The organism is Stenotrophomonas sp., assembly GCF_031995405.1.
Taxonomy (GTDB): Bacteria; Pseudomonadota; Gammaproteobacteria; order Xanthomonadales; family Xanthomonadaceae; genus Stenotrophomonas.
The window spans coordinates 15,101-27,310 of sequence record NZ_DAMAGC010000024.1 but is presented as its reverse complement, the minus strand read 5'-3'; the positions used below and the strand labels follow the sequence as shown (position 1 = coordinate 27,310).

General features: G+C 66.9%; 9 protein-coding genes. 4 read left to right on the top strand and 5 right to left on the bottom strand.

The features are described from left to right. Window positions 1-329: 329 nt before the first annotated feature. Window positions 330-1,316: a malate dehydrogenase gene (locus tag RTO53_RS06365; RefSeq protein WP_312236991.1), complete on the bottom strand. Its 987-nt coding sequence runs from the start codon at window positions 1,314-1,316 to the stop codon at window positions 330-332. A gap of 124 nt (window positions 1,317-1,440) precedes the next feature. Then, window positions 1,441-1,935 (bottom strand): peptidylprolyl isomerase, encoded by a 495-nt coding sequence (locus RTO53_RS06360; protein WP_088435214.1) that lies wholly within the window; start codon window positions 1,933-1,935, stop codon window positions 1,441-1,443. 269 nt (window positions 1,936-2,204) lie between these two features. On the opposite strand from RTO53_RS06360, the gene typA reads away from it, so the two are divergent. The 3 genes from typA to RTO53_RS06345 are packed head-to-tail and all read left to right on the top strand — an operon-like array spanning window position 2,205 to window position 6,232. Next, window positions 2,205-4,052 carry a translational GTPase TypA gene (typA, locus tag RTO53_RS06355; RefSeq protein WP_312236990.1) on the top strand — a complete coding sequence of 616 codons (1,848 nt, stop codon included), beginning with the start codon at window positions 2,205-2,207 and terminating at the stop codon, window positions 4,050-4,052. 12 nt (window positions 4,053-4,064) lie between these two features. After that, entirely contained in the window at window positions 4,065-4,550 is a 486-nt protein-coding gene (locus RTO53_RS06350; protein ID WP_312236989.1) for a DUF2127 domain-containing protein, read from the top strand. 56 nt (window positions 4,551-4,606) lie between these two features. Next, window positions 4,607-6,232 (top strand): amidase, encoded by a 1,626-nt coding sequence (locus tag RTO53_RS06345; protein ID WP_312236988.1) that lies wholly within the window; start codon window positions 4,607-4,609, stop codon window positions 6,230-6,232. A gap of 172 nt (window positions 6,233-6,404) precedes the next feature. Here the strand turns inward: RTO53_RS06345 and RTO53_RS06340 are convergent, their stop codons facing one another. Together RTO53_RS06340 and RTO53_RS06335 are read right to left on the bottom strand one after the other, a co-directional pair. Beyond that, entirely contained in the window at window positions 6,405-7,538 is a 1,134-nt protein-coding gene (locus tag RTO53_RS06340) for a mechanosensitive ion channel family protein (protein WP_312237007.1), read from the bottom strand. Between the two features lie 142 nt (window positions 7,539-7,680). After that, the gene (locus RTO53_RS06335) at window positions 7,681-9,078 is read right to left on the bottom strand and encodes a 3-deoxy-7-phosphoheptulonate synthase class II (RefSeq protein WP_312236987.1); all 1,398 of its coding nucleotides are present in this window, start codon (window positions 9,076-9,078) and stop codon (window positions 7,681-7,683) included. Between the two features lie 220 nt (window positions 9,079-9,298). On the opposite strand from RTO53_RS06335, the gene RTO53_RS06330 reads away from it, so the two are divergent. After that, window positions 9,299-11,425: a TonB-dependent receptor gene (locus tag RTO53_RS06330; protein WP_312236986.1), complete on the top strand. Its 2,127-nt coding sequence runs from the start codon at window positions 9,299-9,301 to the stop codon at window positions 11,423-11,425. A 70-nt stretch (window positions 11,426-11,495) separates the two neighbouring features. On the opposite strand, the gene RTO53_RS06325 is transcribed toward RTO53_RS06330, so the two are convergent. Further along, a complete protein-coding gene (locus RTO53_RS06325; RefSeq protein WP_312236985.1) occupies window positions 11,496-12,002 on the bottom strand; it encodes a disulfide bond formation protein B in 507 nt (168 codons plus the stop codon). Window positions 12,003-12,210 lie beyond the last annotated feature (208 nt).

The following is a 12,210-nucleotide window of genomic DNA, read 5'->3' as shown; positions in this document are numbered from 1 at the left end:
GAGCATGGCTCGGCTCTACCGGGTCCTCTAACGCCAGACGCCTGACCAACGTGTGCGCACCGTCTGTTGAGCATCGCCTGATGGTGAGGCGTGGGCCGTCCGACCTTGGTCGTAGGGCCGGGTAGAGCCGAGCCATGCTCGGCTGCTTCGGCCTCGATCGTTGCCGTGCTGCCGCACGGCCAGCCGAGCATGGCTCGGCTCTACGGTCTACGGTCTACGGTCTACGGTCTACGGTCTACGGTCTACGCGATGGTAAAAAAAACGCCAGGCGATGCCTGGCGTTTTTCGTCAACGCACCGACCAACGGTCGGCATGCGCCCGCGGAGCGATCAACCCAGCAGGTGGGCCACGCCGGCGCGCTCTTCTTCCAGCTCGGCCAGGGTCTTGTCGATGTACTTCTGGCTGAAGTCGTCCACCGGCAGATCCTTGACCAGGGTGTACTCACCGTTTTCAGTGGTCACCGCGAAGCCGAAGATCACGCCTTCCGGAATCCCGTAGGAGCCGTCGGACGGCACGCCCATCGTCACCCACTTGCCATTGCTGCCCAGCACCCAGTCGCGCACGTGGTCGATGGCCGCGTTGGCCGCCGACGCCGCCGAGGACGAACCACGGGCCTCGATGATCGCCGCGCCGCGCTTGCCCACGGTCGGAATGAAGGTACCGGCGTTCCATTCCTGGTCGTTGATCGCATCGGCGATGGACGCACCGTCGGCGGTGGCGAAACGGTAGTCCGGGTACATGGTCGGGCTGTGGTTGCCCCACACGACCAGCTTTTCGATGCCACCCACCGACTTGCCCAGCTTGGTCGACAGCTGGCTCAGCGCGCGGTTGTGGTCCAGGCGCAGCATGGCGGTGAAGTTGCGCGGGTTCAGATCCGGCGCCGACTTCATCGCGATGTAGGCATTGGTGTTGGCCGGGTTGCCGACCACCAGCACCTTCACGTCGCGGCTGGCCACCTTGTTCAACGCCGCGCCCTGTGCGGTGAAGATCTTGGCGTTTTCCAGCAGCAGGTCCTTGCGCTCCATGCCCGGGCCGCGCGGACGCGCGCCGACCAGCAGGGCGATGTCGGCATCCTTGAAGGCCACTTCGGCGTCATCGGTACCGACCATGCCGGCCAGCAGCGGGAATGCGCAGTCTTCCAGTTCCATCATCACGCCGCGCAGCGCGGCCTGGGCCTTGTCGATCGGCAGCTCGAGCAGCTGCAGGATGACCGGCTGGTCCTTGCCCAGCATTTCGCCGGAGGCGATGCGGAACAGCAGGGCGTAGCCGATCTGGCCGGCGGCGCCGGTTACGGCAACACGAACAGGTGCTTTCATGGGGATTTCCTCTGCTAAGAAGCTAAGAAGCGGTGTGGGAGATGGCCGCGCGGGCGGGGACAGGCCTGGCGGGGCGGCCGGAACGCAAAAACGGCCCCCTTCACAGGGGGCCGTCGGCATCGGATCAGGCGGTGGGGATGAGCTTGTTCCACTCGGCCACGCGCTCGGCCTGGGCGGCCAGCACGGCGTCGGTGTCGCCTTCCAGGGTGATCGAATGGATCACGTCGCCCTGCTTGACCGAATCGACGATCGCCTGGCCATCCAGCACCTGGCCGAACACGGTGTGCTTGCCGTCCAGCCAATCGGTCTTGATGTGGGTGATGAAGAACTGGCTGCCGTTGGTGTTCGGGCCGGCATTGGCCATGGACAGCGAACCGACCTGGTGCTTGACGCCGTTCTTTTCATCTTCGAACTTGTAGCCCGGGCCGCCGGTGCCCTGGCCCTTGGGGCAGCCGCCCTGGATCATGAAGTCCGGGATCACGCGGTGGAAGACCAGACCGTCATAGAAGCCGTGCTTGACCAGGTTGACGAAGTTGGCAACCGTCAGCGGGGCCTTGTCGGCGAACAGCTCGACCTTGATCGGGCCCTGGGTGGTGTCGAAAGTGGCGATGAGGGACATGCAAATCCTTGGGGTACGGGGGTTTGTCGTTAGCCCCATAGGATACACCTGTGGTTCGCAGCCGACCCGTCCAAGGAGGGCGGTCGTGCCGGCCGTTGGCCGGCAGCCAGGCAAAACCCGCCGGAGATCATGGGGTTGCCGGCCAGCGGCCGGCACTACCTGAATGCAGATCCGGCAAGGCTTGCGAGGCACTTTTCGCGATTGGTCATCTAGGCCGTATAATGTTGGACTTCTTTTTCCAAATCCGGCGCCGACTGGCCCCCTTTCGCATGTCTATCGAAAATCTTCGCAACATCGCCATCGTCGCCCACGTCGACCACGGTAAGACCACCCTCGTCGACCAGCTGCTCAAGCAGTCCGGCACCCTCTCCGAGCGCACCGTGCTCGCCGAGCGCGTCATGGACAGCAATGACCAGGAAAAGGAACGCGGCATCACCATCCTGGCCAAGAACACGGCCATCACCTGGGAAGACAAGCGCACCGGCGTCAAGAACCGGATCAACATCGTCGACACCCCCGGCCACGCCGACTTCGGCGGCGAAGTGGAGCGCGTGCTGTCGATGGTGGACACCGTGCTGATCCTGGTCGACGCGATGGACGGCCCGATGCCTCAGACCCGCTTCGTCACCCAGAAGGCCTTCGCGATGGGCTTCAAGCCGATCGTCGTGGTCAACAAGGTCGACCGCCCGGGCTCGCGTCCGGATTGGGTGATCGACCAGGTCTTCGACCTGTTCGACAAGCTCGGCGCCACCAATGAGCAGCTCGACTTCCCGATCGTCTACGCCTCGGCCCTGAACGGCTATGCCGGCCTGGAAGACACCGTGCGCGACGGCGACATGACCCCGCTGTACGAAGCGATCATGCAGCACGCGCCGAAGCCGGAAGTGGATCCGGACGGCCCGTTCCAGATGCGCATCAGCCAGCTGGACTACAACAACTTCGTGGGCGTGATCGGCATCGGCCGCATCCAGCGCGGCACCCTGAAGAAGAACATGCAGGTCGCGGTCATCGACCGTGAAGGCAAGAAGCGCAACGGCAAGGTCGCCCAGGTGCTGGGCTTCCTGGGCCTGGAGCGCATCGAACAGGACACCGCCGAAGCCGGCGACATCGTCGCCATCTCCGGTATCCAGGAGCTGACCATCTCCGACACCCTGTGCCACCCGGACACCCCCGAGGCACTGCCGGCGCTGACCGTCGATGAACCGACGATCTCGATGACCTTCCAGGTCAACAACTCGCCGTTCGCCGGCAACAAGGACCTGTCCGGTGGCAAGTTCCTGACCAGCCGCCAGATCAAGGACCGCCTGGACCGCGAGCAGGTCCACAACGTGGCCCTGAAGGTCGAACAGCTGGAAGACGCCGACAAGTTCCTGGTCTCCGGCCGCGGCGAACTGCACCTGTCGGTGCTGATCGAGAACATGCGTCGCGAAGGCTACGAGCTGGCCGTGTCGCGCCCGGAAGTGATCATCAAGCAGATCGACGGCCAGGCCATGGAGCCGATCGAGCAGCTGGTGGTGGACATCGAAGAAATCCACCAGGGCGGCGTGATGGAAAAGCTGGGCACCCGCAAGGGCCAGCTGAAGAACATGGAGCCGGACGGCAAGGGCCGCGTGCGCCTGGAATACCAGATCCCCGCCCGTGGCCTGATCGGTTTCCAGAACGAGTTCAAGACCCTGACCCAGGGTTCGGGCCTGCTGTTCCACGTGTTCGACCATTACGGTCCGAAGGAACAGGGCGCGATCGCCAAGCGCCAGAACGGCGTGATGATCGCCAATGCCCCGGGTGCCACCCCGGCGTACTCCCTGGGGCCGCTGCAGGAACGCGGCAAGCTGTTCGCTGCTGAAGGCGACAACGTGTATGAAGGCCAGCTGGTCGGCATCCACTCCAAGGACAACGATCTGACCGTCAACGCGATCAAGACCAAGCCGCTGACCAACATGCGCGCGTCGGGCAAGGACGATGCGATCCAGCTGACCCCGGCGATCAAGTACTCGCTGGAACAGGCGCTGGACTTCATCGAAGACGACGAGCTGGTCGAAATCACCCCGAAGGAAATCCGCCTGCGCAAGAAGGGCCTGACCGAAAGCGACCGCAAGAAGGCGTCGCGCGGCGGCTGATAGGATCCTGTCGTGACCGACAAGCCCTACAACCCGGATCCGCACAAGCATCCGGGTCTGCACCTGATCGCCTTGCTGGAAGCCAGCAAGGCGGCCTTGGCGCTGTTGGCTGCGACCGGGCTGGAAATGCTCGGTCCGCAGCCGTTGCGGCATGCGGTCAATGCCCTGATCCGGCGCTTCAGCCTGGACCCGGATCACGGCACCCTGCCCTCGCTGCTCAACATGATCAGCCCCGATGCGGTGCACCTGGCCGCTGCGGCCATGGTGGCCTACGGGGTGCTGCATCTTTTCGAGGCCTGGGGCCTCTGGCGTGCCAAAGCCTGGGCCTCCTGGCTGGGCTGCGTCACCGCCGGCATCTACCTGCCGTTCGATATCTACGCCATCGTCCGTCACCCTGGCTGGGCCTCATGGTCGGTCCTGGTGATCAATCTGATCGTGGTCGGCGTGCTCGCCCGCGATATCCGCAAACGCCACCGCAAGCTCAACGCCCTGCGCTGAGTTGCCAAGCGTGGCACCGGCTGGTTAGCCTGAGCGCCGGTTCCCGGGACACCCTCATGCGTCTGACGCTGACATCGATGCTGATGCTCATGTCACTGTGTGGCTGCGCCCCTGCGCCGGCACCGGTGCATGCCAGCGAAGCACGGGGCGCGCTGCCTGCGACGCCACCCGATGTCCCCTTTGTCTATGCCGAGGCCGACATCGCCAATCTGCAGGCGCAGATGGCCAGCGGTGCCCTGGACAGCGTCCACCTGACCCGCGCCTACCTGGAGCGGATCGCACGGCTGGATCGTGCCGGCCCGCGCTTGAACGCGGTGATCGAGCTCAACCCCGATGTCCTCAAGGAAGCGGCCGCGCGCGATGCCGAACGCCAGCGCGGGCACCTGCGCGGGCCCCTGCACGGCATTCCGCTGCTGCTCAAGGACAACATCGGCGCGCGCCCGATGAGCAACAGCGCCGGCTCGTTGGCGCTGGCCACGTTCCGCCCCGACGATGCCTTCCTGGTCACCCGCCTGCGCGAGGCCGGGGCGGTGATCCTGGGCAAGACCAACCTGAGCGAATGGGCCAATTTCCGCTCCAGCCAGTCGATTTCCGGCTGGAGTGCACGCGGCGGGCAGACCCGCAACCCTTACCGGCTCAACCATAACCCCTGCGGGTCCAGCAGCGGCAGCGCGGTGGCGGTATCGGCCAACCTTGCCGCTGCCGCGGTCGGCACCGAGACCGACGGCAGCATCGTCTGCCCGGCGGCGATCAACGGCGTGGTCGGGCTCAAGCCCACCGTCGGCCTGGTCAGCCGCGAAGGCATCATCCCGATCTCCTTCAGCCAGGACACCGCCGGCCCGATGGCGCGCAGCGTCGCCGACGCCGCCGCGCTGCTGACCGCGATGGCCGGTCGCGACGCGGCCGATCCGGCCACCGCGACCATGCCCGGCCGCGCGGTCTACGACTACACCTCGCGCTTGAACGCCGACAGCCTGCGCGGCGCACGCATCGGCGTGCTGTATGGCCCGCTCGACCAGCGGCCGGGCATCGGCCCGGCGCTGCAGCACGCCATTGCCGTGCTGCGCGAGGCAGGCGCGGTGGTGGTGCCGGTGCAGCTGCCCACCCAGGGCCAATGGCAGGACGCCGAACGGCTGGTGCTGCTGTATGAGTTCAAGGCCGGTCTGCAGCGTTACCTGACCACGTACAAGGCGCCGGTGCGCGACCTGGACCAGGTGATCGCGTGGAACCGTAGCCACGCCGACAAGGAACTGCTGCCGTTCGGCCAGGACCTGATGGAAGCAGCGGCCGCGGTCGGCGGCCTGGGCAGCCCGGAGTACATCGCCGCCCGCACCGAGGCCCGCCGCCTGGCCGGTCCGGAGGGCATCGATGCGGCGCTGCGCGCGCAGCAGCTGGATGCCCTGATCGCACCGACCACCGGCACCGCCTGGCCGATCCGCGCCGGCGCCGGCGACGACTTCCCCGGCGAGAGCTACAGCGCGGCGGCCGTGGCCGGCTACCCGAGCCTGAGCGTGCCGATGGCGCACGTGAACGGCCTGCCGCTGGGCCTGCTGTTCATGGGTACCGCCTGGAGCGAACCGCGCCTGATCGAGCTGGCCTACGCCTACGAGCAGCGCACCCAGGCCCGACGCCCGCCGCGCTTCAAGACCGACAGCCTGCTGGCCAACCCCAGCCCGCCCTGAGAGATACGCATCCGGTTCCGCGGGACGGCATTGCCCGCTGGGGGATTCTGGAACGATGGCCGGCACCTTCCCGGCCCACCCCGGTAGTGCCGGCCGCTGGCCGGCTCTGCGTGCAACCCGATCGTGCGGGGAGTCGGCCAGCGGCCGGCCTCCCCCCGCCCGCGGGACGGCATCAGGTGTTGGTGGGCTCTGGAAGGATCGCAGGTGCGCCATCTTCAGCGCCCGGCGAGCGCACGTCTTCGGCCGGCTGCGAGCGCGGGCGCTGTACCGGATCGGGGTGCTGCAGCAGCTCGGCACGCGTGCGCGGCAGGGCCTGCGGATGCTCACGGGCCAGGAAATCGAGCATGCGTTCGCGCACGATGCAGCGCAGGTCGAAGGCGTCGCCGGAATTGCGCGCGCTCACCAGCAGGCGCACCTGCAACGTGTGGTCGGTGGTTTCGGTCACCTGCGTCACGCAGACCCGTCCATCCCACAGCGCCTCGCCCCTGCAGATGCGCTCAAGCTCGGCGCGTATCGCGGGGATCGGAGCGCGATAGTCCAGCCACAGGAATGCGGTGCCGAGCAGGTCGGCGCTGCGGCGGGTCCAGTTCTGGAACGGGTGTTCGATGAACCAGGTCAGTGGCACCACCATGCGGCGCTCGTCCCAGATGCGCACCACCACATAGCTGCTGCCGATCTCTTCCACGCGGCCCCACTCGCCTTCCACGATCACCACGTCATCCAGACGGATCGGCTGGGTCAGTGCAATCTGCAGCCCAGCGATCAGGTTGCCGAACACCGGCTTGGCCGCGATACCGGCGACCAGGCCGATGATGCCGGCCGAGGCCAGCAGTGCCGTACCGATCTGGCGCACCATCGGGAAGGTCAGCAGGATCAGTGAGACGCCCACCAGGATGATCGCGCCCATCAGCACCCGGCTTAGCACGCGGGTCTGGGTCTGGATGCGGCGTGCTTCCAGGTTGTCGGCCACTTCCATCGGGTGGTCGCGCAGGATCGCCTGCTCGCCGGCCGCCACCGCACGCACCAGCAGCCAGATCACGCACGCGGTCAGGCCGATATGCAGCAGGCGCAGCGACTGGTCCAGCCAGTGCCCCTGCAGCGGTGTCGCTTCCAGTGCAGGGATCAACACCAGCAGCGGCAACGCGAACGCCATCGGGCGACTGATCACCCGGCCGATGCGCGCACGCCGGTGGTCACGACCCTTGAGCCTGCGGGTCAGTGCCATCAGCAACCACCAACCGGTGAGTCCCACCGCCAGTGCGATGCCGATCGGCCATAGATACAACCCCGCCTGCTGCCAGTCCACCCTCACTGCACGCTCCTGCGATCGTCGAACGAAGACCAGAGCATGCCGGTACGGCCATTACCCGCATGTCAGGCGAATGTAAGCCGCGCGTGGACAACGCCGACGTCGGCGCTGCCACCACGCGCGGCGGGGTTGCGCCGCGTCAGGCCCCGTAAAGCTGCTGCTTGCGCACGATCGCCATGGCGATCTCCAGCGACTGGTCGTAGTTCAGGCGCGGATCCACCGACGAGCGGTACGCACGTTCGAGATCGCGCTCGGTCAGTTCGCGTGCGCCGCCGGTGCATTCGGTCACGTCCTCACCGGTCAGCTCCAGGTGCACCCCGCCCAGGCGGGTGCCGGCCGCAGCGTGCAGGTCGAAGGACAGCTCCACCTCGCCCCGCACGTTGTCGAAGCGGCGCGTCTTGTAGCCGTTGCTGGTGCTTTCGGTATTGCCGTGCATCGCATCGCACACCCACAGCACGCGGCGGCCATCGCGCTTGACCGCATCCAGCAGCGGCGGCAGCTTCTCGGCGATCTGCGCCGCACCCATGCGATGGATGAAGCTCAGGCGGCCGGGCTCGTCCTCGGGGTTGAGCACGTCGATCAGGCGCAACAGCTGGTCCGGCTGCACCGACGGTCCCACCTTGATCGCGATCGGGTTGCGCACGCCGCGCAGGTATTCCACGTGCGCGCCGTCGAGCGCGGCGGTGCGCATGCCGATCCAGGGGTAATGCGTGCTCAGGTTCAACCAGCCGTGCTGGCGCGGCACCTGGCGGGTGAGTGCCTGTTCGTAGGGCAGCAGCAGCGCTTCGTGGGAGGTGTAGAAATCGATCCGGTTGAGGTTGTACACCTGCGAGCCGGACAGGGTTTCCATGAAGCGCACCGCATCGCCGATCGAAGCCACCATCTGCTGGTAATCGCTGGCCAGCGGCGAGTGACGCACCCACTCCAGGTTCCAGTACTCGGGATGGTGCAGGTCGGCGAAGCCGCCGTCGATCAGCGCGCGCACGAAGTTCATGGTCATCGCCGAGTGCGCATGGGCCTGCAGCATCCGGCGTGGATCGGGCAGGCGTGCGGCCTCGGTGAACTCCGGTGCGTTGATCACATCGCCGCGGTAACTGGGCAGGGTCACCCCGTCGCGGGTTTCGGTATCGGCCGAACGCGGCTTGGCGTACTGCCCGGCGAAGCGGCCGACGCGGATCACCGGTTTGCGCATGCCATGCACCAGCACCAGGCTCATCTGCAACAGCACCTTGAGCCGGTTGGAGATGGTGGTGGATTCGCAGTCGCTGAAGTTCTCGGCGCAGTCGCCGCCCTGCAGCAGGAAGCGCTTGCCGTCCTGGGCCTCGGCCAGTTGCTGCTTGAGCGACAGGATTTCCCAGGAGGTCACCAGCGGCGGCAGGCGCTTGAGCTCGTGCAGCGCCGCGTCCAGGGCCAGCGGGTCGGGATAGGTCGGCATCTGCAGCGCGGTCTTGCCGCGCCAGCTCTCCGGCGACCAGGCAGCGCTGTCGGCGGCGGCAGTGGCGGCGGGATCGACTACGGGCGGTGCGGACGGGCTCATCACAGACTTCCGAGGGGAGTGGGGACCGGCCATGGTCGCAGAGCACGTCGCTGGCGCAAAGCACCGGCTGGGCGAGCCCAGCTGAACGGTGGAAAACGGAGGGCGTCGGGCGCCCGGAACGGCATTCCCGCCGGGCAGTGGACAGGCGCATGATTTGTTACGGAGTAACACTCGCCAGGCCGGCCCCCTCCTCTCCTCGCCCAGCCATCAAGCCCTCCCCATGAAGCCATCCCTTCTCGCCAGCGGTATCGCCTTCGCCCTGGCCTTGGCCAGCCTGCCCGTCCTGGCTGCCACGGCCGACACGGCCAACCCGGCAGTCACCGACCTGGACGCAGTCACCGTCAGCGCCCAGCTCGACCAGGCCCGCAACGCCCTCTCCCCCGATATCGGCAGCAGTCAGTACCAGATCACCGCCGAGGACATCCAGAAGCAGCCGCTCGGGGCGTCTGCCCCGCTCAGCCAGGTGCTGCTGCAGGCCCCTGGGGTGGTCCAGGACAGCTACGGCGGGGTCCACGTACGCGGCGACCACGCCAACCTGCAGTACCGCCTCAACGGCGTGCTGCTGCCCGAATCGATCTCCGGCTTCGGCCAGACCCTGGATGCCCGCACGATCAAGAGCATCCGCCTGATGGACGGCGCACTGCCGGCCCAGTTCGGTGAACGCACCGCCGCCGTGGTCGACATCACCACCCGCAGCGGCGCTGAACTGGGCAACGGCGGCAGTGCCGGCATCACCGCCGGGTCGTTCGGCACCGTCAACCCCAACGCCTCGTGGTGGGGCAACCAGGGCCGCTGGAGCTGGTACCTGACCGGCAACTACAACCAGAACGAGGTCGGCCTGGAAAACCCTACCGCCTCGCGACGGCCCGACCACGACGATACCCACCAGGGCAAGGCGTTCGCCGACCTGACCTACCTGGTCAACGACACCACCCGCCTGAGCCTGTTTGCCGGCTTCGCCAACAACCGCTTCCAGATCCCGGTCAACCCGGGCCAGACGCCGCAGTTCGGCTACCTGGATACCGTCCAGGCCGACTCGGCGCAGCTGGATGAAACCCAGCGCGAGACCACCCGCTTCGGCATGCTGGTGCTGCAGGGCACGCTCGGCCAGACCGCCTACCAGGTGTCGGCCGGGCAGCGCTACAGCGACCTGGCATTCCATCCGGACGTGGCCGGCGACCTGATCTTCGACGGCGTGGCCTCGCAGGTGGACCGCAGCAACCGCGCCAACACCGTGCAGGCCGATTTCTCCACGCCACTGGGCGACAACCACACCCTGCGCTATGGCGTGTACGGCAACAGCGAACGCGCGCACGCGGGCAGCACCGCCTGGGTCTTCCCGATCGACGCCGCCGGCAACCAGGCCAGCACCACCCCGATCGTGATTGCCGATGCCAGCGCCTTCCACGCCAGCACCGCGGCGGCATACGTGCAGGACGAATGGCGGATCGGTCAGGACTGGACGGTCAACTACGGCCTGCGCGCGGACCGCTACAAGGCCTTCGGCGGCACCGAAGGACAGCTCAGCCCGCGCCTGGGCGTGGTCTGGAACGCCAGCGACAGCACCACCGTGCATGCCGGCTATTCGCGTTACTTCACCCCGCCCGCCAGCGAACTGGTCGCCAGCAGCGCCATCGCACTTTACGACGGCACCACCAACCAGCAGCCGAACATCGGCAGCACCACGCCGTTGTCCGAGCGCAGCGATTACTACGACGTGGGCGTCTCGCAGCAGGTCGGCGAGCACCTGACCCTGGGCCTGGATGCATACGACCGCAAGGTCGACCGGTTGCAGGACGAAGGCCAGTTCGGCGCGGCCTACATCTACTCCACCTTCAACTACCGCTACGGGCACGTGCATGGCGTGGAGTTCAGCGCCGACTACAGCAGTGGCCCGCTCAGTGCGTACTTCAACGCCGCGTACAACAAGGCGATGGGCAAGCAGGTGATCACCGGGCAGTACAACCTGGATCCGGCGGCGTTGGCCTACGTGCAGGACAACTGGATCCACCTGGACCACGACCAGAAACTGACCTCGTCCGGCGGCATCAGTTATGCCTTCGCCGGCCACAACCGGGTCGGGGCGAACTATGTGTATGGCAGCGGCCTGCGCTCGGACATCGAGGGCGTGCCCAATGGCGGCGAGCTGCCGTCCTATCTGCAGGTCAACCTCAGCGCGGCGCATGACTTCAACGCCGACAGCGGCCACCCGCTGCACGCGCAGCTGGCGCTGGTCAACGCACTGGACCGCAGCTACCAACTCCGCGACGGCGGCGGAATCGGCGTGTTCGCCCCGCAGTGGGGTCCGCGTCGTGGCGCCTACCTGAGCCTGCAGCAGGACTTCTGAACGACTGCGCCCGCCAGCACGATGCCGGCGGGCGCCGCAGGCACGCGCTCAGCGCGCCGTGTCGATCCGATCAGGCGCGGCGCTTGCGGAAGGACACCAACAGCGCCCACGCCGCCAGCAGCACGAACCACACCAGGCTCCACATCGGCATGGTCAGGCCCAGGAAGCGCCAGTCGATGTTGCCGCAGTCGCCGGTGCCAGTCAGCACGGTACGGAACACCTCGAACGGTCCCATCGTCTCACTGAGGAACGCCAGCGGCGGACCACAGCTGGAGCCCATGTCCTTCGGCAGCAACTGCACGTACACGTGGCGACCGGCGATACCCATGCCGACCGCCGCGGCGATGAAGGCGAGCACGCCATAGGTGCCGCGTCCAGCGCGATCCCGCGGGCCATGCAACGCCCCGATCAGGAACAGCAGGCCGAGCGCGGCGAAGGCGATCCGCTGGAAAATGCACAGCGGGCACGGCTCCAGGCCGATCTTGAGCTGCAGGAAGATCGCATAGGCCAACAGCCCGGCGCAGATCAAAAACCCCAGCAGGAACTGGGCGCGGTAATTCCAGCGCAGTGGATTCATTGCCAACACTCGTGAACGTCCAGGCGCAAAGATTAACAGGCCCTCCACGGCCTCTGCCGCTCCCCATCGACCGACTATCGGCCCAACGGACCAGACAGCGTGTTCTGTGTGCGCCAGGAACACTGGACGCCGTGTCGAAAACGTAAACGAGGTCGTACCAGAAAGAGCGCGGTGCGCGCTGTCGCGACGCCCCGTTCCAGAGCCGGGC

Bases quoted from the DNA above. Each gene is read 5' to 3' on its own strand.
- RTO53_RS06325 (WP_312236985.1), bottom strand. From the start codon at position 12,002: ATGAATCCACTGCGCTGGAATTACCGCGCCCAGTTCCTGCTGGGGTTT.
- typA (WP_312236990.1), top strand. From the start codon at position 2,205: ATGTCTATCGAAAATCTTCGCAACATCGCCATCGTCGCCCACGTCGAC.
- RTO53_RS06360 (WP_088435214.1), bottom strand. From the start codon at position 1,935: ATGTCCCTCATCGCCACTTTCGACACCACCCAGGGCCCGATCAAGGTC.
- RTO53_RS06330 (WP_312236986.1), top strand. From the start codon at position 9,299: ATGAAGCCATCCCTTCTCGCCAGCGGTATCGCCTTCGCCCTGGCCTTG.
- RTO53_RS06365 (WP_312236991.1), bottom strand. From the start codon at position 1,316: ATGAAAGCACCTGTTCGTGTTGCCGTAACCGGCGCCGCCGGCCAGATC.
- RTO53_RS06335 (WP_312236987.1), bottom strand. From the start codon at position 9,078: ATGAGCCCGTCCGCACCGCCCGTAGTCGATCCCGCCGCCACTGCCGCC.
- RTO53_RS06345 (WP_312236988.1), top strand. From the start codon at position 4,607: ATGCGTCTGACGCTGACATCGATGCTGATGCTCATGTCACTGTGTGGC.